The sequence below is a fragment of the Streptomyces lydicus genome (assembly GCF_000717345.1).
In the GTDB taxonomy this organism is placed as follows: domain Bacteria; phylum Actinomycetota; class Actinomycetes; order Streptomycetales; family Streptomycetaceae; genus Streptomyces; species Streptomyces lydicus.
This window is the reverse complement of sequence record NZ_JNZA01000032.1, coordinates 23,115-44,279: the sequence shown is the minus strand read 5'-3', so window position 1 is coordinate 44,279 and position 21,165 is coordinate 23,115. Positions and strand designations below refer to the sequence as shown.

The 21,165-nt window shown below is 74.2% G+C and carries 21 protein-coding genes; 10 read left to right on the top strand and 11 right to left on the bottom strand.

All coding sequences use genetic code 11. The features are described from left to right. Positions 1-41: 41 nt before the first annotated feature. Genes OO62_RS26935 through OO62_RS26925 form a run of 3 tightly spaced genes read left to right on the top strand, consistent with a single transcriptional unit; the run spans position 42 to position 2,976 of the window. The gene (locus OO62_RS26935) at positions 42-1,112 is read left to right on the top strand and encodes an ABC transporter substrate-binding protein (protein WP_206738462.1); all 1,071 of its coding nucleotides are present in this window, start codon (positions 42-44) and stop codon (positions 1,110-1,112) included. Then, positions 1,112-2,191, top strand: coding sequence for a FecCD family ABC transporter permease (locus OO62_RS26930; protein ID WP_398742070.1), 1,080 nt, complete (start codon positions 1,112-1,114; stop codon positions 2,189-2,191). Before OO62_RS26935 ends, OO62_RS26930 begins: the two co-directional genes overlap by 1 nt. Continuing rightward, complete coding sequence (locus OO62_RS26925; protein ID WP_033270183.1) at positions 2,188-2,976, top strand: ABC transporter ATP-binding protein; 789 nt, start codon at positions 2,188-2,190, stop codon at positions 2,974-2,976. Before OO62_RS26930 ends, OO62_RS26925 begins: the two co-directional genes overlap by 4 nt. 86 nt (positions 2,977-3,062) lie before the next feature. Here OO62_RS26925 and OO62_RS26920 read toward each other — a convergent pair whose 3' ends face one another. The 5 genes from OO62_RS26920 to OO62_RS26900 all read right to left on the bottom strand — a co-directional run bounded on the left by OO62_RS26920 (position 3,063) and on the right by OO62_RS26900 (position 7,206). Continuing rightward, the gene (locus OO62_RS26920) at positions 3,063-3,473 is read right to left on the bottom strand and encodes a VOC family protein (RefSeq protein ID WP_033270182.1); all 411 of its coding nucleotides are present in this window, start codon (positions 3,471-3,473) and stop codon (positions 3,063-3,065) included. A gap of 98 nt (positions 3,474-3,571) precedes the next feature. Further along, entirely contained in the window at positions 3,572-3,964 is a 393-nt protein-coding gene (locus tag OO62_RS26915; RefSeq protein ID WP_173675844.1) for a helix-turn-helix domain-containing protein, read from the bottom strand. 28 nt (positions 3,965-3,992) lie between these two features. Continuing rightward, positions 3,993-4,730, bottom strand: a complete 738-nt coding sequence (locus OO62_RS26910; RefSeq protein WP_033270180.1) for an alpha/beta fold hydrolase — start codon at positions 4,728-4,730, stop codon at positions 3,993-3,995. Positions 4,731-4,930: 200 nt separating this feature from the next. Further along, complete coding sequence (locus OO62_RS26905) at positions 4,931-5,908, bottom strand: L-tyrosine/L-tryptophan isonitrile synthase family protein (RefSeq protein ID WP_051733637.1); 978 nt, start codon at positions 5,906-5,908, stop codon at positions 4,931-4,933. 35 nt (positions 5,909-5,943) lie between these two features. After that, positions 5,944-7,206, bottom strand: a complete 1,263-nt coding sequence (locus tag OO62_RS26900) for a cytochrome P450 family protein (RefSeq protein WP_033270179.1) — start codon at positions 7,204-7,206, stop codon at positions 5,944-5,946. Positions 7,207-7,475: 269 nt separating this feature from the next. On the opposite strand from OO62_RS26900, the gene OO62_RS26895 reads away from it, so the two are divergent. The 3 genes from OO62_RS26895 (at position 7,476) to OO62_RS26885 (ending at position 10,740) form a co-directional block, all read left to right on the top strand. Further along, the gene (locus OO62_RS26895; RefSeq protein ID WP_051733631.1) at positions 7,476-7,760 is read left to right on the top strand and encodes a hypothetical protein; all 285 of its coding nucleotides are present in this window, start codon (positions 7,476-7,478) and stop codon (positions 7,758-7,760) included. Positions 7,761-7,843: 83 nt separating this feature from the next. After that, a complete protein-coding gene (locus OO62_RS26890) occupies positions 7,844-10,117 on the top strand; it encodes a heavy metal translocating P-type ATPase (protein WP_063739056.1) in 2,274 nt (757 codons plus the stop codon). After that, complete coding sequence (locus OO62_RS26885; protein ID WP_078617369.1) at positions 10,114-10,740, top strand: copper chaperone PCu(A)C; 627 nt, start codon at positions 10,114-10,116, stop codon at positions 10,738-10,740. Before OO62_RS26890 ends, OO62_RS26885 begins: the two co-directional genes overlap by 4 nt. A gap of 109 nt (positions 10,741-10,849) precedes the next feature. Here the strand turns inward: OO62_RS26885 and OO62_RS26880 are convergent, their stop codons facing one another. After that, a complete protein-coding gene (locus tag OO62_RS26880) occupies positions 10,850-11,410 on the bottom strand; it encodes a TetR/AcrR family transcriptional regulator C-terminal domain-containing protein (protein ID WP_277753320.1) in 561 nt (186 codons plus the stop codon). An 80-nt stretch (positions 11,411-11,490) separates the two neighbouring features. Here OO62_RS26880 and OO62_RS26875 point away from each other — a divergent pair, with 80 nt between their 5' ends. Then, entirely contained in the window at positions 11,491-12,729 is a 1,239-nt protein-coding gene (locus tag OO62_RS26875; RefSeq protein WP_033270177.1) for an FAD-dependent monooxygenase, read from the top strand. Between the two features lie 23 nt (positions 12,730-12,752). Here the strand turns inward: OO62_RS26875 and OO62_RS36610 are convergent, their stop codons facing one another. Both OO62_RS36610 and OO62_RS26865 read right to left on the bottom strand, forming a co-directional pair. Next, positions 12,753-14,225 carry a serine/threonine-protein kinase gene (locus OO62_RS36610; protein WP_157850170.1) on the bottom strand — a complete coding sequence of 491 codons (1,473 nt, stop codon included), beginning with the start codon at positions 14,223-14,225 and terminating at the stop codon, positions 12,753-12,755. A gap of 213 nt (positions 14,226-14,438) precedes the next feature. Continuing rightward, a complete protein-coding gene (locus tag OO62_RS26865) occupies positions 14,439-15,050 on the bottom strand; it encodes a sigma-70 family RNA polymerase sigma factor (protein ID WP_033270176.1) in 612 nt (203 codons plus the stop codon). 49 nt (positions 15,051-15,099) lie between these two features. On the opposite strand from OO62_RS26865, the gene OO62_RS26860 reads away from it, so the two are divergent. Then, positions 15,100-15,399, top strand: a complete 300-nt coding sequence (locus OO62_RS26860) for a zf-HC2 domain-containing protein (protein WP_033270175.1) — start codon at positions 15,100-15,102, stop codon at positions 15,397-15,399. A 323-nt stretch (positions 15,400-15,722) separates the two neighbouring features. Here the strand turns inward: OO62_RS26860 and OO62_RS26855 are convergent, their stop codons facing one another. Both OO62_RS26855 and lysA read right to left on the bottom strand, forming a co-directional pair. Next, positions 15,723-16,493 (bottom strand): hypothetical protein, encoded by a 771-nt coding sequence (locus tag OO62_RS26855; RefSeq protein ID WP_033270174.1) that lies wholly within the window; start codon positions 16,491-16,493, stop codon positions 15,723-15,725. Positions 16,494-16,637: 144 nt separating this feature from the next. Beyond that, positions 16,638-18,002, bottom strand: coding sequence for a diaminopimelate decarboxylase (lysA, locus tag OO62_RS26850; RefSeq protein ID WP_051733628.1), 1,365 nt, complete (start codon positions 18,000-18,002; stop codon positions 16,638-16,640). Positions 18,003-18,122: 120 nt separating this feature from the next. On the opposite strand from lysA, the gene OO62_RS26845 reads away from it, so the two are divergent. Both OO62_RS26845 and OO62_RS26840 read left to right on the top strand, forming a co-directional pair. Then, the gene (locus OO62_RS26845) at positions 18,123-19,346 is read left to right on the top strand and encodes a PucR family transcriptional regulator (protein ID WP_051733627.1); all 1,224 of its coding nucleotides are present in this window, start codon (positions 18,123-18,125) and stop codon (positions 19,344-19,346) included. Between the two features lie 47 nt (positions 19,347-19,393). Beyond that, positions 19,394-20,122 (top strand): HAD family hydrolase, encoded by a 729-nt coding sequence (locus tag OO62_RS26840; protein WP_051733626.1) that lies wholly within the window; start codon positions 19,394-19,396, stop codon positions 20,120-20,122. Positions 20,123-20,208: 86 nt separating this feature from the next. Here OO62_RS26840 and OO62_RS26835 read toward each other — a convergent pair whose 3' ends face one another. Then, positions 20,209-21,153, bottom strand: a complete 945-nt coding sequence (locus OO62_RS26835; RefSeq protein WP_033270172.1) for an NADP-dependent oxidoreductase — start codon at positions 21,151-21,153, stop codon at positions 20,209-20,211. Positions 21,154-21,165 lie beyond the last annotated feature (12 nt).

Genomic DNA, 21,165 nt, shown 5'->3' with positions numbered 1-21,165 from the left:
CGGGCCGGGGGACCGGCCGGTGATGCGTAGGGAGAGGCACCATGCGTCCTGGGAAGTTGTGCGGTCTGGCGGTGGTGGTGGCGCTGGCCGCGACCGCCTGCGGCGGCGCACGCGACAGCGGACCCGGCGACGGTCCGGGCGCCTCCGGGCGCGGCTCCGGATTCCCGGTGCGGATCGCCGACTGCCAGGGCAACACGACCACCTTCACGGCCCCGCCCCGCAAGATCGTCACCAGCAACGCCGCTGCCCTGGAGATGCTGCTCCGGCTCGGCGCGGGCGACCGGGTCATCGGCACCGGATTCCCGCCCGGCAAGGGCGCCCTGCCCGGGGAACTGGGCGAGCGGGCCCGCAAGGTGCCGGTGCTGGGCAAGCACATCATCCCCAAGGAGAAACTGCTCGCCTCGGGCGCCGACCTCTACATCGACACCTTCGCGTCGATGGGTGCCATGGGCGGCGCCGGCGACGCGCCGACCCCCGAGGAGTTCCGCGCGGCCGGGATCAAGCACCTCTATCTGGCGTCCACCGCCTGCGCCCCGACGAACGGGAAGCCGCAGCGCGACCTGTCCGCGGTGGAGGGCGACATCAGGCGGCTCGGCGCGGTGACCGGGACCGCCGGACGCGCGGACGCCCTGGTGGCGGGCATGCGCGCGAAGCTCTCCACGGTGCGCGAGGCGGTCGGCGGCCTCGCGGCCGACGAGCGGCCCACGTACTTCTTCTTCGACTACGACGCCGGGACCAAGCAGCCGATGGCCGTCTGCCGCAAGCAGCTCGCCAACGCCGTGATCACCCTGGCCGGGGCGCGCAACGTCTTCGACGGCTGCGACGGGGACTTCAAGGCGGTCTCCTGGGAGGACGTGGTCGCGAAGGATCCGGACTGGATCCAGCTCGCGGTACGCAACCGGGGCGACGCCGCCGCCGACGACGCCGCGTACGACCGGGCCGCGGCCTTCCTCAAGAGCTTCCCCGCCACGAAGGAGCTGACGGCCGTGCGCAAGGGACGCTTCCTGCGGATCGGCTCGGAGCGTACGACGATCGCCGGGGTCCGTAACGCGGAGACCGTCGAGGAGATCGCGCACACGCTCCACCCGACGCGGTTCAAGGCGGCCCGCTAGTGGGCCCGTTGCGGGAGGACGCGCTCCGACGTGCGGAGCCGGCCGCGCCGCCCGGGCCGCGCACCCCGCGCGCCGGGCTGCTCGCCCTGGGACTCGGACTCGCGCTGGTCCTGGCCCTCACCGCCGCGGTCTGTCTCGGCCCGACCGACCTCGCGCCCGGCCAGGTGTGGTCGGTGGTGCTGCGCCGCCTCGGCGGCACACCGCCCCGGCCCGGCACCGACGACCTGATCGTCTGGCAACTACGCGTCCCCCGGGCGCTGTTGGCGGCACTGGTCGGTGCCGGGCTCGGCCTGGTCGGCACCGCCGCGCAGGCGCTGGTGCGCAACCCCCTGGCCGACCCGTATCTGCTGGGCATCTCCAACGGCGCCTCGCTCGGCGCGGTCGCCGCGATCGTGCTGGGCGCCGGCGGGTCGTCGGGGCTCGGCCTGCCGGCCGCCGCGTTCGCCGGGGCGCTCGGCTCGTTCGCGCTGGTGTGGGGCGTCGCGCGGCGCGGCGGCGGGTTCTCCCCGCTGCGGCTGGTCCTGGCCGGGGTGGGCATCGGGCAGTTCCTGTCCGGCTTCACCAGCTATCTGGTGCTGCAGGCCGGCGACGAACAGCAGACCCGCAGCGTGCTGTTCTGGCTGATGGGCAGCCTGAGCGGGGCCACCTGGAGCGTGCTGGGGCCGCCGGCGCTCGCCCTCGCCGCCGGGCTGCTCGCCCTCATGGCGCGCGCCCGCCCCATGAACGCGCTGCTCATGGGCGAGGAGACCGCGGCCGGCGTCGGCGTCGACGTCACCCGGCTGCGCCGGGAACTGTTCGTGGTGACCGGCCTGCTGACCGGCGTCCTGGTGGCGGTCTCCGGCGCCATCGGCTTCGTCGGCCTGATGGTGCCGCACCTGTGCCGGCTGGTCATCGGCGGCGATCACCGCCGGCTGCTGCCGCTGTCCGCGCTCACCGGGGCGCTGCTGCTGGTCGTGGTGGACCTCGTGTGCCGTACGGCCATGGACACCCAGGAGCTGCCGGTCGGCGTGGTGACGGCGATGATCGGGGCGCCCGCGCTGCTGTTCGTCCTGGACCGGCGGACGGCGGTGGGCCGGTGAACGTCGCGATCGAGGACCTGCACGTCGGCTACGCGGGCCGTGACGTCGTCTCCGGAGTGCGGCTGATCGCCGCGGCGGGGGAGACCGCCGGGCTGGTCGGCCCCAACGGCAGCGGCAAGTCGACCGTACTGCGCACCGTTTACCGCCATCTGCGGCCCACCGCCGGACGGGTACTGCTCGCCGGTACCGACCTGCGCACGCTCACCCCCGGCCAGACCGCCCGCCGGGTCGCCGCGCTGCCCCAGGAGCGCGGCAGCGACTTCGAGCTGACCGTGCACGAGGTGGTGGCCATGGGCCGTATGCCCTACCAGCGGGCCTTCGCCGGAGAGGGCCGGGCCGACCGGGAGGCCGTGGCCGACGCCCTGGCCGCCGTCGGCCTGGCCGGCCACGGCGGCCGCCGGTTCGCCGCACTCTCCGGCGGCGAGCGGCAACGGGCCCTGCTGGCCCGGGCCTTCGCCCAGGACCCCGACGTCCTGGTGCTGGACGAGCCCACCAACCACCTCGACGTCCGGCACCAGGTCGAGCTGCTCGCGCTGCTGCGCGCCCGGCGCCGGACGACGCTGATCTCGCTGCACGACCTGAACGCCGCGGCCTCGCTCTGCGACCGGCTGCACGTGCTGCACGCCGGGCGGGTGGTGGCGTCCGGCCCGCCGCGCGAGGTGCTCACGCCCCGGCTGCTCGCCGAGGTGTTCGGGGTGCGCGCCGCGGTGACGGACCATCCGCTCACCGGCGAGGTGCTGATCGCCTACGACCACCGGGAGGTGCTGCCCACCGGGGACGGGTGAGGGACCCGGGGCGGGCCTTTGGCCCAGCCCGGGCCCGCGACGCCCCCCGGCCGGCGCCGGGAGGTGCCACCCCCATCGGTCGCGGCTCAGGCTCTCGGCTGGGTGAAGCGAAGGCGGTTGCCGAAGGGGTCGCGGAGGCCGCAGTCGGTTCCGTAGGGACGGTCGGTGGGTTCCTCGGTGAACTCCACGCCCCGGCCCAGCAGCGTCTCGTAGGTCTTGCGGCAGTCGTCCGTGGTGAAGATGAGCCAGCCGCCCATCGCGCCCTTGGTGACCAGTTCCCGTACCTGCTCAGCGGTCTGCTCGGACATCGCCGGCGCGCCGGGCCTCTCCAGCAGGATCTGGCGCTCGGGGTGTCCGGGAACGCTGACGGTCAGCCAGCGCATGAAACCCATGTCGACGTCGGCGGTGACCTCGAGGCCGAGCTTGCCGACGTAGAAGTCGAGGGCCTCGTCCTGGTCCAGGACGTATATCTGCGAGTGCGTGATGGCGTTGAACATGTCCCTGACGCTACTGGGCACGCGGGGCGAAAACTTATCCAAAACTGATCGGTCGACGGACGTCGCGCGCACGGGGAGTCGTCGGCCGGCGCGGAGGGTCAGGTACTCGGTCGCGACCACGTCATCATGAAGCAGGTGGGCACGCCCGTGGCCGCCGCTTGCTTGCGGTACTCCCTCGGCGACCGGCCGACGATGTCATGGAAGGTGCGACTGAAGGTCCCAGGACTGTTGAAGCCCACCTCGAAGCTGATGTCGGTCACCCGGCGATCGGTCTCCCGCAGCAGGAACATCGCGCGCTCGACCCGACGGCGCTGCAGGTAGCGGTGGGGCGTCTCACCGAAGGTGGCCCGGAAGACGCGCGAGAAATGCGCCTCCGACACATGGGCGATCCGGGCCAGGGCCGCCACGTCCAGCGGCTGCGCATAGGCACGGTCCATCGCGTCCCGTGCCCGAAGCATGCGGCGGTTGGTCTCCTCTGCGGCGCGACTCACGACGCCATCCCACCACAGCCAGCCCTGGTCAGCGGGCGATCTCGTCCAGCAGTGAGGCCAGTTCGACCGGCCGGGAGAACATCGGCCAGTGGCCGGTCGGCAGGTGGCGCAGGTCCATCGCGGCCATCGGCGCGAAGACCGGGTTGCCGCTGTCGGCCAGCATGCGTACCTGTTCGGGAGTAAAGGTTGAGGCGATCACCGAGCAGGGCGTGTCCGGCGGCGGCGTGGGACGGTCCAGGGGGCGAGTAGCGGTCGCGAAGGGCTGGGGGGTGGCCAACTCGGCGATGCGCGCGAGGTGTTCACCGGTGAGTCCTACCAGGTTATCCGGATCTGCTGCCGGGTCGAACGGCGGTACGGGCAACTGCCAGCCGTCCCCCTTCTCCGCGACCTGCTTGCGCCACTCCTCCTGCTTCTGGGGCTCGTTGAAGTCGATCAGGGCCATGCCGGCGGGCAACGGGCCGGCGTCCACGTACACGACCCGTGCGATGCGCTCCGGGATCCGGTCGGCGGCGCCGGTGACCGGCTGGTTGGCGCCACTGTGCCCGACCAGCACCACCTCCCGCAGACCGTTGTCCTCGACGAGGCGGATGATGTCGTCCGTATGTGTGGAGACGTCCACATCGGGGGTGGCCTCGGCTGCGCGGTCGGCCAGGCCGGTCAGCGTGAGGGGGTAGACGTCATGTCCCGCCGCTCTCAGTGCCGGTGTCACCTCGTCCCATGCCCATGCTCCGAGCCAGAACCCGGGAACCAGAACGATCTCTGCCATGGTCGCCTCATTTCGTGCTTGTCTGCTGTGCCGGACGTCAGGCTAGGCGCGATGGCGGACACCAGCTGTCCTAGATTCCAGCTGCGCAGTCACGGGGGGACGCGGGAGTCACGGCGGAGCCAGAGACGCACGGCAGCCATGGGGTCAGGGTGCTTCGATGAGCCACCCCACCCCGCGCCGACCGGAACGATCAGCACCGCTCAGCAGTCACGCGAATCGTCGGACAGGCCCTGGTCCGCCACGAAGTGGCTCGGCCGGCCCTCGCGCAGCACCAGCCGGCCGAGCCGCTCGGCGTCCGCCCGGTGCATCAACTCCCGCCGTCCGTCGGGATGTTCGAGCACGCAGGAGTGCCAGGGCGTCATCCACACATCGGGCGCGTCGAGCAGCCGTATCCCGAACTTGGCCGAGCCCCGCGGCTGCGGATGGATGGAGAGCCGGAACGCGCCCGGGTGGTGCGCGGCCACCAGCCCGCCCCAAGCGACGCTGCGCCGCATCACGCCGTACGCCCGCCGCCGGCAGTCGCGCTGCAGCGCCGAACGGGTCCCCGGGAAGGCGGCGGTGTCCTCGAAGAGGAACCGCGTGATGCCCTGGTACAGCCGGCGGGTCGGATCGTCGCTGCGGGTCAGCGACCGCAGGCTTTCCAAGGACGGGGCGTGCCGTGCCTCGGCCAGCGCCCGACGCTCGTCGTACGACAGCCCGTCCCCGTACACCTCGCGCAGGTCGAAGACGTCCAGCCGGGTCAGGCCCTCGGCGCGGATCAGGGCGCGCAGCGCGTCCGCATAGGCATCGACGGCGGGGTCCGGCACCCCGATGAGGTCGCTGAAGACGTGTCCGTCCGAGCAGATCAACACCCGGGCACCGGGCGGGTGCACCGCCGCCACCCGCGCGCACAGCGCGTCCAGGAAGCGCAGCGCCAGCCGCTCCCCCTCGTCGGGGAGGTGGCCGAGCACCTTCGCCGGGTTGGGCGACTTGCAGGGGAAGCCCGGCAGGGTGAACACGATCGGCTGCCCGGCCGCCACCGGCCCGGCGAGCTGCCGGAGCTGGACCGGAAAGGCGTCCGGACGCTCCCCGCGGCCGGTGTCCAGTGCCCGCCGGTACGGGAGCAGCGCGGCGAGCACCGCGGCGCAGACGGCCCGGTGGCCGGCGGGCGGGCCGGGGCGCGGCCCGGCCGGGCCGATCGGGCCGGTGGGGCGGAGCGGGCTGGTCGGAGTGGTCAGCACGCGGCGACCGGCCCGTCCGCCACGGGGCAGCCGCCGCCGGCTCCGTAGGACACCGGCAGCCGGTCGACGCCCCGCGCGAGCACCGCCGGAATCCACCGGAGCCCGGCATCGGGAACGGCCAGACGGAGGCCCGGCAGCCGCCGCAGCAGGGTCTCCAGCGCGATCCGGAGTTCGAGCCGGGCGAGCGCGGCACCGGGGCAGAAGTGGATGCCGTGCCCGAACGCGAGATGCGGATTGGGGGAGCGGCCGAGGTCCAGGGAGTCCGCGTCGGGGAAGCGCTCCCGGTCGCGGTTGGCCGCGCACAGCGACACGATCACGGAGTCGCCCGCTGGCACCCGGGTGCCGTGCAGATCGGCGTCCTCGGCGAAGAACCGCCAGGTCGTCAGCTCGAAGGCACTGTCGTACCGCAGCAGTTCCTCCACGGCGCGGGGCAGCAGCTCCGGGCGGGCGGCCAGTTCGGCGAGGCGCTCCGGGTGGCGCAGCAGGGCGACCAGCGCGGTGCTGATCTGATGGGTGACCGGCTCCTGGCCCGCGACCAGCAGCTGGAAGATCATCGAATCCAGCTCCGCCGGCCCGATGTCGCCGCCGTCGCACGCGGCCACCAGCCGGGAGAGCAGATCCCCGGCCGGCTCCCGGCGCTTGTGGACGACCAGGTCGGCGATGTACCGCTGAAGCCCCCGCAGCCGCGCCTCGTACGCCGGGCGGCCGGGCTCGCCGGGCCCCACGGGTTGCACCACCTTGCCCCAGTCCCGGTCGAAGCGGTCCGCGAACTCCGCCGGCAGGCCGATGACCTCGGCGAGCACGGCGAACGGGAAGCGGGCGGCGAACGCCTCGACGAGATCCGCCGCGCGCTCCGGCAGCGCGTCGGCCAGCGCCTCGGCCCGCTCCTGGAAGCGCGGCGCGAGCGCCGCCACCCGCTGCGGCGCGAAGGCGTCGGTGATCAGCCGGCGCAGCACGGTGTGCCGGGGCGGGTCCTGGTGGAGCAGATGCACCTGCAGCCGGGAGCGCTGCGGCTCCGGCATGATCGAGGCCCGGGCCCGCCAGGCGGCGTTGCCCCGCGCATGGTGCTTGCCCAGCCGCGGGTCGGTCAGCGTCTGCTGCGCGGCCCGGTACCCGGTGACGAGCCAGGCGCACACCCCGCTGGGGAAGCGCACCCGGTGCACCGGGCCGCGTGCCCGCAGCTCGGCGTAGAGCGGATAGGGATCGCGGGTGTACTCCGTCCCGTACAGCTCGACGGGATCGGGCAGTGCGGACATACGTCCTCCTCAAACGGCGCTGGTCTGCGACGAACCGCGGTCGAACGGCGCGGCGTTGGAGAGGTCGGGCGCGAGGGGCGCCGAGTTCCCGCCACCCGCCCGGAAGGCCGGGAGCCGGGGGAGTGCCGGGCGGGTCGCCGGCAGGGCGCAAACCCAGTTAGTCGGGCCGGGGAGCCGCCCGGTTCCGGCGACGGAAGGGGACAAACCTCACGCACCGGCGGGCCCCCGATCGCCGGTTCCCCGCCGTCCGCGCCTGCCACGATGACGCGATGACCAGCTCTTCGGCCGACCGCAGTCGGCCCCCGTTCCGCCAGGCCCTGGCACGGCTGTTGCCGGCCCGGCCGGTCCTCGGCTTCGTCGCGCTGCTGGCGGTGCTCTTCGCCCTGTCGTACACCGCCGGATCCCTCGCCGGCCCGGTCGCCCCGGGACTGCGCCCGGCCGGCGGCTCCCCCGCGGACGGCCCGGAACCGTCCGGCGGCGGGGACATGGGTGGGATGCACGGCATGGGCGCCGGCGCGCCCCGCCCGGTGACGGAGGGGACGCCGACCCGATGAGCCAGCCCCGGTCCGGGCCACGGCCGCACGACGCCACGGCGGAGCCGTCGCCCTCCCTCACCACCACCCTCACCATCTGCGGGATGACCTGCGCGGCCTGTGTGGGCCGGGTCGAGAAGAAGCTGGGCCGGCTGGACGGCGTGGCGGCCTCGGTGAACCTGGCCACCGGCCGGGCGACGGTCAGCCACCCCGAAGCCGTGTCCGTCGGCGACCTGATCGGCACGGTCGAGGCCGCCGGGTACACCGCGGAACTCCCCGCACCGCCGGCCGAGGACCCGCCCCGCCCCACCGGGGAGCCGGCCGGCACCCACCAGGGCGACGCCGGTTCCGAGCGCCACCGGCTGCTGGTGACCGCCCTGTTGGCGCTCCCGGTCCTGACCCTGTCGATGGTGCCCGGCTGGCAGTTCCGGAACTGGCAGTGGCTGTGCTTCGTGCTCGCCGCGCCCGTCGCCGTCTGGGGCGCCGCCCCCTTCCACACCCGTGCGCTGCGCGGCCTGCGGCACGGCGCCGCGACCATGGACACCCTGGTGTCGCTCGGCGTCGCCGCGTCCTTTGCCTGGTCGGCCTGGGCGCTGTTCCTCGGCGGGGCCGGGGCGCCCGGTATCACGATGCCGTTCAGCCTGCTGCCCACCAGGGGCGACGGCAGTGCGCACCTCTACCTCGAAGCGGCCGTCGGGGTACCGCTGTTCGTCCTGGCCGGGCGCCGTATGGAGGCCAGGGCCCGGCGCGGCACCGGCTCCGCGCTGCGGGCGCTGGCCGAACTCGCTGCCAAGGACGTCGCCGTACGGACCGCCGACGGCGAACGGAGCATCCCGGTGGACCGGCTGCGCGCCGGGGACCACTTCCTGGTGCGGCCCGGCGAACGCGTCGCCACCGACGGCACCGTCGTCGACGGCAGTTCCGCCCTGGACCTCTCCCTGATCACCGGCGAGAGCCGCCCGGTGGAGGCCGGGCCCGGCTCGGCGGTGGTCGGCGGCGCGGTCAACTCCGGCGGCCTGCTGGAGGTACGGGCCGACGCGGTCGGCGCCGACACCCAACTCGCCCGGATCACCCGGCTCGTGGAGGAGGCCCAGACCGGCAAGACGCACATCCAGCGGCTCGCCGACACGGTGGCGGCGGTGTTCGTCCCCGCCGTGCTGACCGTCGCGGTCTCCGTGCTCGGCTTCTGGCTCGGCGCCGGCGCCGACCCGCAGGCCGCCCTCACCGCCGCGGTCGCCGTCCTCGTCGTCGCCTGCCCGTGCGCGCTGGGGCTGGCCACCCCGACCGCGCTGCTGGCCGCCACCGGCCGCGGCGCACAGCTCGGGATCCTGGTCCGCGGCCCGCAGGCGCTGGAGCGGCTGCGCCGCATCGACACCGTCGTGCTCGACAAGACCGGCACCCTGACCACCGGCCGGATGAGCGTCACCGCCCTCACCGCCCGCCCGGGCGGCCCCGGCCCCGACCGGACGCTGTGGCTGGCCGCCGCCGTCGAGCAGGGCTCCGAGCATCCGCTGGCCCGCGCGATCACCGCCCACGCCCGCGAACGCCACCCGGAACCCGGTCAACTGCCGCCCGTGGCAAGCGACTTCCGCGCCGAGGCCGGTCACGGCGTACGGGGCACGGTGGACGGCCACCGCGTGGAGATCACCCGCCCAGGCGACCTCACCGGCCTGCCGGCGCCGCTCGCCGACGCCGTACGCGCCGCGGAGACCGCCGGGCACACGGCGGTCCAGGTCACCGTCGACGGCACACCCGAGGCCGTGCTCGCCGTCGGCGACGCGCTGCGCCCGGACAGCTACCGCGCCGTCGAGCATCTGCGCCGGCTGGGCCTGCGGCCGGTCCTGGCGACCGGCGACCGCGCCGCCACCGCCCGCGCGGTGGCCGACCACCTCGCCGTCACCGAGGTGCACGCCGAGGTCCGTCCCGAGGACAAGGCCGCCCTGGTCACCACCCTGAAGGAACAGGGCGCCCGGGTCGCCGTCGTCGGCGACGGCGTCAACGACGCGGCGGCCCTCGCGCGCGCCGACCTCGGCATCGCCATGGGCAGCGGCACCGACGCCGCGATCGGCGCCGCCGACGTGACCCTCGTACGCGAGGACCTCCAGGCCATCGCCGACGCGGTACGCCTGGCCCGCCGCACGCTGGGCGCCATTCGCGCCAACCTCGCCTGGGCGTTCGGCTACAACCTCGTCACCGTGCCGCTCGCCGCAGTCGGCCTGCTCACCCCGATGCTGGCGGCCGCCGCCATGTCCGTCAGCTCCCTGCTCGTCGTGGGGAACAGCCTGCGCCTGTGTGCCTGGCAAGCGGGCAGCGGCCCGAGGAAACCCGGCCGCCGCCCGAACACCCCGCACCACCAGCCGCGTTGGGAGACCGCATGAACCACGACGCCGTGAACGGTGAGCGCACGGACGGGGCGCGCGGGGACGGAGCACGCGGGGAAGGGGAGCGCCGGGACGGCGCGCGCGGGGACGGAGCGCCGACGCGCCGGGACGGCCGGAGCCGGCTGCCGGTCGCCGCCGTGGCCGTCCCCGTCCTCACCTGCCTGGCGACCCTCGGCACGCTGACCCTCTGGACCGCCACCGGAAACGCCGGGACCCCCGCACGGCTCAGCGTCACCGAGGGCCGGGCCCTGCTCCTGCCCGCCCCGGGCGGCCGCACCGAGGCCACCGCCGCGTTCTTCACCGTCCGCAACTCCGGCGGCGCGGACGACGTCCTGACCGGCGTCACCGGACCCGCCGGGCACCGGGTGATGCTCAGCCGCACCGTCGACATCGGACGCAACGCCCGCCGCATGGCGATGGTCCGCTCCGCCACTGTCCCGGCCGGCGGCGCGCTGCGGATGACCCCGACCACCCTGGACCTCATGCTCAGCCCCGCACCGGCCCTCGCCCCCGGCGACCGGCTCACCTTCACCCTCCACTTCCGCAACAGCCCCCCGCTGACCGCCCGAGCCGTCGCGACCCGCCCCGGCCCCGCCCTCGAACCACCCGGCGCCCCTTAGGGGTTGCGGGTCGGGGAGAGGCGGCCCTGGTGAGGGTCCGCGCGCGAGCCCGCGGAGGTAGGGCGGGCTCGCGCGGGCAGGACGCGGCAGACTCGGGCAGGTGCGGCTGCTATGCCGTGATGCGCGGGGTCAAGCCGTCCACGATGAGGGAAAGTCCCCCCTCGAACGCCGATTCGGGATCGATGAGTGGCGTGTCGGCCGGTAGGTCCGGGCCGTCGCCGGGGCCGGCGTCCGCCTGTTCTTCCAGGACGCTGCCGACCGTGAAGCGGCCGGCCGTCAGCATCGCCATCTGTGCGTCGTGCTCGGGCACGCCGGAGTCGACGAGGAAAGACATCTTGTGGCGGATCCGGTCGAGGTCCGCGGTCGGCGTGGAGCCGGCATGAAGGCGTGCGCCATCGCGGCGCATCAGCAGGGTGCGCCGGAAGCTGCGGGTGTTCTCCAGGAACCATTCGCGCCAGTCGTCCCCAGGCGTCGGCAGCGGTGCGTTCGCATGGGGCGCCATCGCGGCCTGCGCCATGGCGGCCAGGAGGTCCTTCTTGGTGCGGAAGTGCCAGTACAGCGAGGGCTGCTCGACGCCCAGTCGCTTCGCAAGTTGCCGCGTGCTGACGGCATCGAGGCCGACCTCGTCGAGCAGGTTGAGCGCCTCGGCGACCACGGTCTCACGGTTCATCTTCGTCACATTGACAATCTATCGCTGATAGATAACTCTCGAAAGGAATCATTCACCGATAGATTTTGAGGTGGTGGATCATGACACAGGGTTCGGGAACGCGATCCTTACGAGTCCTCATCGCCGGCGGCGGAGTCGCGGGGCAGGCGCTGGCCTTCTGGCTGACGCGGGGCGGCCACCGGGTGACCGTCGCCGAACGCTTCCCCGCCCTGCGGGCCACCGGCGCCCAGGTCGACCTCCGGGGTCAGGGCATCGAGGCCGTCCGCCGCATGGGACTCCTCGACGCCGTCCGGGGCAAGCTCGTGGACGAGAAGGGCGTCGCCTTCGTCGACGCCCACGGCAAGGCCAAAGCGACGATCATGGCCAACACCTCCGGGCAGGGCCGCCAGACACTGACATCCGAGTACGAGATCATGCGCGGCGACCTGGTACGCATCCTCAACGAGGCGACCAGGCACGACGCCGCGTACGTCTTCGGCAAGAGCGTGGACGGTTTCGAGCAGGACGAGCACAAGGTCGTCGCGCACTTCTCCGACGGGTCGTCCGGCGAGTTCGACCTCATGGTCGGCGCGGACGGACAGGGATCACGCATCCGCCGGGCGATCCTCCCGGAGGGCTTCGACCCGTATTGGCGGGTCGGCATCCACATGGCGTACTGGTTCGTCCCGCGCATCGATTCCGACAGCGACATCCGGGACACCTATATGGTCCCGGGCGGCCGTCAGATCATGCGCCGCAGCCACAATCCGACCGAGACCCAGGTCTACTTCGTGCTGCGGGAAGAATCCGAGGAAGCCTCGGCGATCCACCGGGACCCCGTCGGGCGGCAGCAGGAGTTCTGGGCGAGCAGGTTCCGCGACGCCGGATGGCAGACCGAGCGCTTCATCGAGGGCATGAGGACCAGCCCCTTCTTCTACTCCCAGGAGATCGCCCAGGTGCGCACCGACACCTGGTCCAAGGGCCGCGTGGTCCTGGCCGGGGACGCCGCGCACTGTGCTTCCCCCTACAGCGGCATGGGAATCTCCGGCGGCCTGGTCGGCGCCTACGTCCTGGCCGACGAGATCAATCGGCACCCGGACGATCTCCCGACCGCACTGGCGAACTACGACACCGTGCTGCGGCCCTTCGTCAACCACATCCAGGCCGAGGTCAATCCGCGACTCCTGCGCCTGGGCATGCCGATGACCCGGCGCGCCATCGACGCCTTCCAGGCAGTCACCGCACTGGCTTGCTTCCTGCACATCCCCGACCTCGTCGCGCGCTGGTCGAAGGAGGACCGCGGCGGCGACTGGCAGCTCCCCCGAGCACGACACAGCTGATCGGCTGATCCAAACGAAACTGCCTACTCGTCGTCGTGCTTGGGCACCACGCACAGGGTGGCGGACTGATTGCTGTCGTCGAGGAAGGTGACCTGCTGGTGGCCGTAGGTGACCTTCCACGAAGGGCTGATGAGCTGGCAGCCCGTGGCGAGCCTGGAGCTCGAGGGGCCGAGCCGGACGAGGACGGTGTACCGGGTGGCGGCCGACCAGCACGGGACCGTGACCCAGCCGCCGGGGTCCTTGTCGTGGGCGGGGATGTCGTGGACGCAGTCGCCGGTCTGGGCCTTGGCGATATCCCCGTGCGCAGTGGAGCTGACCCAGTTGGCGAAGTCCTGGTTGTCGGCGTAGAGGACCCCGAGGATCAGGGCGATGACGGCGAGCAGGCCGAGCGTGCCCCCGGAGGAATCCGACTGCGCCGCCTTCGCCCCTTGCGCCCCGGCCGCTGTCTTGGGCCTGGCGGGCTTCGGCGGCGGTGTACGGTGCGCGGCGGCCGGCCCGCCCCCGGACGCGGCCTTCCGCGGCCTCGGCGCCTGCGGTGTCGCCCGCGGCTTCGGTGCCTCGGCCCTCTTGCCCGGCTTCGGCTGCTCCGGCATCTTCCGCGTCCTGGGCACCTGCGGCTGCCGCGGTGCGGCCGGCGCCTCGGACGTCTTGGAAGAGGCGTCGGCGGCGGAACCGGCCGGGCCCGACGGGGAGTTGAGCAGCGCCAGCGCCGCGGCGACGGTGAGGCGTTCGTCCGGGTCCTTCGCCAGCAGGCCGGTGATCAGCGGCGCGAGCCGTCCCGCCCGCCGCAGCGGGGCAGCCTCCTCGTACACGACCGCGTGGAGCGAACCGGCCGGGGTGTCACGGCTGAACGGCGCGACGCCCTCCACGGCCTCGTAGAGGGTCGCGCCGAGCGAGAACAGGTCGCTGGCGGCCCGGCCGTTCTCGCCGCGGGCCCGCTCCGGCGCGAGGTACCCCACCGAACCGATGACCGCCCCCGACGCGGTCAGCCGGGGATCCGTCCTGCTGACGGCGATCCCGAAGTCGGTGAGCAGCACGTCCCCGTCGTCGGCCAGCATGACGTTGGCGGGTTTGAGGTCGCGGTGCACGATCCCGGCGGCGTGCATCGCGCCGAGCGCCTTCAGCAGCGCCGTCGCGATCTTCGCCGCGGTGTCCGGCGGCAGCGGGCCGCGCCTGCCGAGGTGTTCCTGTAACGACCTCCCGACGACGAGCTGCATGACGATCCACGGGGCGTCGTCCTCGATGACGACGTCGTAGACGCTGACGATGTGCGGATGGTCGCGCAGCTTCACCGCGTTGAGCGCTTCGCGTCGGGCGCGCTGCAGCCGCTCGGACCGTTCGGCGGCCGCCATCGCCGGCGGCAGCCACAGCTCCTTGACCGCCACGTCGGTGCGGAGCGTCTGGTCGTGTGCCTTCCAGACCCGGCCGAACCCTCCGGCCCCCAGCTCTTCGGCCAGCCGATAACGGCCGCCGATCACCTGCCCCGGCTGTGTCACAGTGCCACCGTCCCCCCGCCCGACGTCGAGCCCGGCGAGAAGACAGCGTAATGGGCCGCCCGCCCCTCCACCACGGCCCCGAACGCCAGTGGCAAGCCCGTTCGCGTACGGCCACGGCGGGCTGCCCCCGGGCCACCGGCACCGGCCGTCCACGGGCCCCGCACGGCGCCGGCCGCGCCCCGGTCGTCGGACCGGGAACGCGGCCGGCATCCGTCAGGCCACCGCGCCCGCTCCGGCAGCCGCGCCCGCCAGCGCCCGCGTCGGCCGGCCGGGCTCCGCCCGCTCGGCATCCGTCACCAGCGCGACCAGCGTCTCCCGGGCCCGCGCCACCCGGGACCGTACGGTCCCCACCGGGCAGCCCATCACCCCGGCCGCCGCCGCGTACGGCAGCCCCAGCAACTGCGTGAGCACGAACGCCTCCCGCCGCTCCGGCACCAGCGCCGCGAGCAGCTCGGCCAGCGCGACGCCCTCGTCGAAGCCCGGCACCCCGCGCGGCTGCACCCGCTCCGCGGCCGACTGCCAGTCATCGGTCGCGGCGAGCCGCGGCCGGGACGAGTGGGACCGGATCCGGTCCGCCACCACCCGCCGGGCGATGGTCAGCAGCCAGGTCCGCGCCGAGGACCGGCCCTCGAACCGGGGCAGACTGCGCAGTGCCCGCACATAGGTGTCCTGCATCAGGTCGTCGGTCGCCTGGGGGTCGCCGCTGAGATGCGTCACATAGCGCCGCACATCGAGCTGCGTGGCCCGCACGAACTGCTCGACGGCCCGCTCGTCGCCGCTGCGCGCGGCCAGCGCCCAGCCCGTCACCGCTTCGTCATCCCGCATGCCACGACCGCCCCTCGCCGCCCGCGCACGCTTCGGGGAGGATGGACGCATGCACTGCTCGCGCGCCCGTACGGCCCTCTCCGCCCGGTGTGACGGGGAGGAACTGCCCCCCGGCCTCACCGCCCGGCGGCTCGACGACCACCTCGCCGGCTGCCCGGACTGCCGGCGCTGGGAAGCGCACGCCCGGGCCCTGACCAGGCACCTCGACCGTGCCGCGGCGCGCGCCGAGGAGGACGCCGCGGCGTCCGTCGACGCGCTGCTCGCCGGGCTGCGGTCGGCCACCGCCCGGCCCGCCGCAGCGGTTCCCGGCGCCGGCGCGCCGGACACCGGCGACGAGCCGGCCGGCTGACCGCCCGCCGTACGGGCACCGGCCCGCACCGGCGCGGGTTCCGCCGGCGGAGGCGGTCAGCGGCGCCACCCGCATCCGGGCAGCCTGCTTCATCTGGAGTCTCTTGGAGTCCACTGGAGTCCTTCGCATGAGCCGGCCGCCGCCTCGTTTCGACGGCGCCCGGTGACGTCGGAGCCAAGGCCCCCTCCGCCGCGCGTGAGCAGGTGGCCATGTATGCACGTACGCACGTACGCGCGCAGCCCACCGCACCCGGCGCAGCGCCCGACGGCACCCGGTGCGCGACCGCACCCGGCGCGCGGCGCCCGGAAGGAGATGTCCTCGGCTCAGGTATTCGCCCCTGCTGTCAGCCGAAGGCCGACAGCCGGCTCACGCGGCGGACCCCGCAGCGACATCGCGTGGGCCAGCAGCAACTTCTGCACCGCGCGCCGCGGCTCCTGCCGGGCGGCGCGCACGACGGGCCGCGCCTCGGGCAGCACCCTCCGCAGGACGAGCACCAGCGGCGCGAACAGCCGCACCGACACGCTCCGTACGAGCCGGAACGCGGCCCGCTCGCCACCCCACAGCCACACCGCGCCGAGCAGGGCGACCAGCAGGTGCGCGGCGACCATGCCGGCCGCGCTGCCGTGCTGCGCCATGCCGGCCATGTCCCCGTGCGGCGCCGGATGCGCCATGCCCGGCATGCTCGTCATGCCCTGGACATCCGCCATCTGCTGACGCATCAGCTCCAGCATCCGGTCCGCATGACCGCCGGAGACCGGCATCTCCTGGGCGCCGCACATCCAGGCGGCCGCCCACTGCCGTACCGACAGCTGCGTGCCCCGCCCACCGGCGCCGGCGGCCAGCACCTGGCCGAGCGAGAAGGCACTGTGCAGGGCCGCCTGGGTACCGACGGTCAGCAACCCCACCAGCACCGGGCCGCGTTCCCGGCCCGCGACACACCAGGCACCGGCCGCGGTGGCCGCCCCGGCCGAGAGCAGCATCCACGCGGGAACCGTGGCATCCGACATCACCACGTGCCCCAGCGCGGCGAGCAGCACACACACCACCGCGAACACCGCGGCGCGCAGCCCCCTGAGTACCCGCCCCGCATCCATGACGCCCCATCGTCCCACCCCGCCTCGACGACGGAACGTGAGGGTCACCCGATCCGGCCGGCGGCGGGGGAGCGGGCGCCGCCGCTCCTCGGCGCCCCTCCCTCCGCGGGCCGCCGGCCGTCCGGTGAGCGACCTCAGGCGCCGTCAGGGCAGGTCACGGCGCATCAGGTCGGCGTAGGTCTCGCGGCGGACGACGGGGCGGGAGCGGCCGTCGCGGCAGAAGACGACCGGGGGGCGCCGGGCGGCGTTGTAGTTGTTGGCGAGCGAGTAGGTGTACGCGCCGGTGACCGGGACGGCGATCAGGTCGCCCGGCCGCGGGTCGTCGAGGAGCACGCCCGCGCTGAGCACGTCGCCGGATTCGCAGTGCCGTCCGACGACCCGGCACAGCTCGCCGTCGGCGCCGCCGCCCGGCCGGGTGGCGACCGTCGCCTCGAACCGCTGGCCGTACAGCGAGACTTCGAGGTTGTCGCCCATCCCGCCGTCCACCGCGACGAAGGTCTCGCCGTGCGCCCGTTTGACCGTCACCACGCGGTAGAGCGAGACGCCCGCCCCGGCGACCAGCGACCGGCCGGGCTCGATGACGATCCGCGCGCCGGCCGGCAGCAGGGCGTCGGCGGCCGCGGTCAGCGCGTCCAGGTACGCCTCGACGCTCGGCGGCCGGTCGTCGTACGTGTACCGGGCGCCCAGCCCGCCCCCGAGGTCGTACACCGGGAACGTGCCGAGCTCGGCCACCGCGGCCACGGCCCGCACGAACGGCTCGGTGTCGAGGATCTGCGAACCGATGTGCACATGCAGTCCGTCGAGGCGCAGCCGGTCGCTGGCGCGCAGCCGGGCGATCGCCTCGCGCGCCTGCGGCACCAGCAGGCCGAACTTGGAGTCGCGCTGCCCGGTGGAGACCGCGGCGTGGGTGTCGGGACGGATGTCGGGGGTGACGCGCACGAGCACCGGCTGCCGGTAGGTGCCGGCGTCCGGGGCGGCGGAGCCCGTTGCCGCCGCCGGAGCGGCGAGGAGGCGTTCCAGGCGGTCGATGTCGTCGAAGTTGTCGATGACGACAAGGCCGACGCGGGCCTCGACGGCCGCCCGGAGAAACTCGTCGGTCTTGGCGTTGCCGTGCACGATCACCCGCGCCGGGTCGGTGCCCGCCGCGAGCGCGAGGGCCAGTTCGCCGCCGCTGGCGACATCGACGCCCAGGCCCTCCTCGGCGAGCAGCCGGTAGACGGCGGTGCAGGGAAACGCCTTGGAGGCGAACGCCACCGTCGAGCCCGGCCGGCGCACGGCGAGCGCGTCGGCATACCGGCGGGCCCGGGCCCGCAATGCCCCCTCGTCGACGAGCAGCGCCGGGGTGCCGTAGCGCGCCGCCAGTTCGCCGACGTGGCAGCCGCCGATGCGCAGCGCACCGTCGGGCGCGGTCGAGGTGCCCGGCGGGAAGAGCCCCAGCAGGGCGTCGGCGGAGGGGTGGGAAGCGGCGGTGGTCGTGGCGGGTGCGGCGGCAGGGGGCCGGACGGCCATGGCAGGGCTCCTTGCGGGGCGGCATCGGGGAGGGCGTTCGGGCACATCGCGCCCGGCGGTCCCACCATGCTGAGGCCCACGTCACTGCTCGTCGTTGGCGAAATCGCCTAGGGTCCGGCCATGGATCTGACGGATACGCCGAACCCGCCCGGCCTCGACGGCACCAGCGAGGAGCTGTTCGCCCTGGCCAACGCCGTCGCGGCGGTGATCGGTGGGTCGGTGGCGATCGAGGACCTCGACCACCGGGTGCTGGCCTACTCGTCGCTGCCCGGCCAGCGGATCGACGAGCTGCGCCGTCGCGGCATCCTGGAGCGCCGGGTACCCGACGACCCCGAGCAGCTGCGCCAGTACCGCGAGGTGCTCGGTGCACGGGGCGTCGTCCGGCTGCCGGTCCTCGCGCCCGACGAGCTCCCGCGCGCCGCCGCGGCCATCAGGGCCGGCGACCTGCCGCTGGGCACCCTGTGGGCGATCGAGGGGGAGGCCCGGCCGGACGAGGCGGGCGACCGGGCGCTGCTGGACGGCGCACGACTGGCGGCGCTGCACATGCTGCGCCACCGCAGCTCGGCCGAGCTCGGCCTGCGGGCCCGCGAGGACGCCCTGCGGGCCGCGCTGCGCGGCGACGGAACGGCGTCGGAGATCCGCTTCCAACTCGGTCTGCCCGACCGGCCCCGGCTGACCCTGCTCGGCTTCGCACCGGCCGCCGGCGGACCCGACACGCTGGGCCCCGGCGCCGTCCGGCTGGCCGCGGCGGCCGCCCGGCACTGGGCCGCGGTGCGCGCCGACGCAGCCGTGGCCGCCGTCGGGCAGACCGTCTACGCGCTGCTGCCCCAGGCCGGCCCGGACGAGGCCCGCCGGCTGGCCGAGCAGGCCGTGGCCGCGCTCGGCCGCACCCTCGCGGCACCGCTGCGCGCCGCCGTCAGCCGCCCCGCCACCGACCCGGACGCACTGCCCGCGCTGCGCGCCGAGGTGGACGACGTCCTCCGGGTCACCACGGCCTCCCCGGACGCACCGGACGTCGCGGCGCTCACCGATGTCCACGCCCAGGTCCTGCTGCTGCACTGCGCCGACGAACTGGCCCGCCGCCCCGCCCTGCGCCACCCCGCCATCGACGCCATGCGCGTCCACGACCGCAGCCGCGGCACCGCGTACGCCGCCTCGGTCCTGGCCTGGCTGGACGCTGTGGGCAACATCGCCGAAGCCGCGCAACGGCTGACCGTCCACCCCAACACCCTCAAGTACCGCCTGCGCCGCGCCCGCGAACTGTTCGGCCTCGCCCTGGACGACCCCGACGTCCGCCTCTCCTGCTGGCTCCAGCTGCGCCTCCCGCCAGTGGGCGCCCCGTAGCCACCCAACGGCCCACCCCCGCACCGGGGTTGCGGTAGAAAGACCGGATGCGTGAGTTACCTGTCTGCGGTCCGGAAGGGCCCCTCCGTGTCCCGTCGGCCCCCTCGGCGCCGCCCGCTCCCGTACGGGCCGTGCTCTTCGACTTCTCCGGGACGCTGTTCCAAATCGCCCCGTACGCCGACAGGATTCGGGCGGCACTGGCGCGGCCGGTGGACGACGCGACGATGGACCGCCTGCTCGACGGCCTCGAAGCCGGCCTCTCGGACCCTGCCGTCGTGGCGGCACAGCGCGCAAGGGACGTCTCCGCGCGGGCGCACCGGCACGCCTTCACCACCTGGTACGCCTCGGTCGCCGAACTGGCGCCGGTCGCCGGGGTGCTCTACGAGCAGCTCAAGACGCCCGAGCACTGGGTGCCCTACGCGGACGCCGAGCCCACCCTCGCCCGCCTGCGGAGCCACGGCGTGGCCGTCGGCGTGGTCAGCGACGTGGGCTGGGACCTGCGGGCCACCTTCGCCCGGCACGGCCTCGCCCCCTACATCTCCTCCTGGGTGCACTCCTACGAGCACCACACCGAAAAGCCCGACCCGCTGCTCTTCCACCACGCCTGCCACGAGCTGGCCGTGGCACCGGCCGAGACGCTCATGGTCGGCGACCACCCGGCCAAGGACGGCGGCGCGGCCGGCGCGGGACTGCGTGCGTACGTGCTGCCCGCGGGCGCGGCGCCCGGCGCCCACCGCGGACTGGACGCCGTACTGCGGCTGGCCGGACGGGACTGAGTCCCGGACGGCCACACCTGCCGCTCCGCGTACGCAAACGCACCACCGGCGTCCGCCCGCACACCTACCGGCGCACCTTCAGGGCATCAGAGAGTGAGAACTATCTTTCCTTTCATGCGGTTGGTCTCGCTGAGTTCGTGCGCCTTGGCCACGTCTTCCAGCGGCAGGACGTGATCGACGGCGACGCGGAGACTGCCGCGTTCCACCAGGTTGGTGACGCTCTCCAGATCGATGCCGGACGGGGTGAATCCGAACTCGACGAACCGCAGGCCACGCGCCTCGGCGTGCTCCCGGACAGCGGCCCGGTCGGGACCGGTGCCCCGCACGTCGATGAGGATTCCGCCCGGTGTGAGCGTGTCCAGCGACCGGGGCCCGTAGCCGCCGCTGATCGGGTCCAGGACGACGTCGACGTCGCGGACGGCCGCTGCGAAGTCGGTGGTGGTGTAGTCGATGAGTTCGTCGGCACCCAGGTCGCGCAGGAACGCGTGCTTGCTCTCCCGGGCGGTGCCGATGACGTATGCACCGCGTGCGGTGGCGATCTGCACGGCGAGATGGCCGATCCCCCCGGCTGCCGCGTGGATGAGCACCCGGTGTCCGGGGCGGACGGCGGCGACCCGCTCCAGCGCCTGCCAGGCGGTGAGGGCCGCGACCGGCAGTGCCGCGGCGTGTACGTCGTCGATGCTCGCAGGCCGGGCGGCAAGCGCCGCCACCGGTACGACGACGTACTCGGCGTAGGCGCCGTGCGGCGGGAAGGCACACCCGTACACCTCGTCGCCGGGCCGGAATCGTGCCGCCTGCTCGCCGACGGCCTCCACCACTCCGCACAGGTCGAGCCCCAGGGTGATCGGCGGCTCGCCGAACTTCCGCACCGTTCCCGAACGGATCTTCCAGTCGGCCGGATTCACTCCGGCGGCCCGGACGCGTACCAGCGCCTGCCCCGGACCCGGCGTCGGCCGGTCGGTCTCGACGATCTCGAGAACGTCCGGGCCGCCGTAGCGGCGCTGGCTGACCGCGCGCATCTGGGTGGTCATGTGAGCTCTCTC

Coding starts and splice junctions, on each gene's coding strand:
- OO62_RS26875 (WP_033270177.1), top strand. CDS start 11,491: ATGACACAGGGTTCGGGAACGCGATCCTTACGAGTCCTCATCGCCGGC.
- OO62_RS26865 (WP_033270176.1), bottom strand. CDS start 15,050: ATGCGGGATGACGAAGCGGTGACGGGCTGGGCGCTGGCCGCGCGCAGC.
- OO62_RS26935 (WP_206738462.1), top strand. CDS start 42: ATGCGTCCTGGGAAGTTGTGCGGTCTGGCGGTGGTGGTGGCGCTGGCC.
- lysA (WP_051733628.1), bottom strand. CDS start 18,002: ATGGCCGTCCGGCCCCCTGCCGCCGCACCCGCCACGACCACCGCCGCT.
- OO62_RS26840 (WP_051733626.1), top strand. CDS start 19,394: ATGCGTGAGTTACCTGTCTGCGGTCCGGAAGGGCCCCTCCGTGTCCCG.
- OO62_RS26835 (WP_033270172.1), bottom strand. CDS start 21,153: ATGACCACCCAGATGCGCGCGGTCAGCCAGCGCCGCTACGGCGGCCCG.
- OO62_RS26855 (WP_033270174.1), bottom strand. CDS start 16,493: ATGGATGCGGGGCGGGTACTCAGGGGGCTGCGCGCCGCGGTGTTCGCG.
- OO62_RS26900 (WP_033270179.1), bottom strand. CDS start 7,206: ATGTCCGCACTGCCCGATCCCGTCGAGCTGTACGGGACGGAGTACACC.
- OO62_RS26890 (WP_063739056.1), top strand. CDS start 7,844: ATGACCTGCGCGGCCTGTGTGGGCCGGGTCGAGAAGAAGCTGGGCCGG.
- OO62_RS26920 (WP_033270182.1), bottom strand. CDS start 3,473: ATGTTCAACGCCATCACGCACTCGCAGATATACGTCCTGGACCAGGAC.
- OO62_RS26910 (WP_033270180.1), bottom strand. CDS start 4,730: ATGGCAGAGATCGTTCTGGTTCCCGGGTTCTGGCTCGGAGCATGGGCA.
- OO62_RS26880 (WP_277753320.1), bottom strand. CDS start 11,410: ATGAACCGTGAGACCGTGGTCGCCGAGGCGCTCAACCTGCTCGACGAG.
- OO62_RS26845 (WP_051733627.1), top strand. CDS start 18,123: ATGGATCTGACGGATACGCCGAACCCGCCCGGCCTCGACGGCACCAGC.
- OO62_RS26885 (WP_078617369.1), top strand. CDS start 10,114: ATGAACCACGACGCCGTGAACGGTGAGCGCACGGACGGGGCGCGCGGG.
- OO62_RS26895 (WP_051733631.1), top strand. CDS start 7,476: ATGACCAGCTCTTCGGCCGACCGCAGTCGGCCCCCGTTCCGCCAGGCC.
- OO62_RS26860 (WP_033270175.1), top strand. CDS start 15,100: ATGCACTGCTCGCGCGCCCGTACGGCCCTCTCCGCCCGGTGTGACGGG.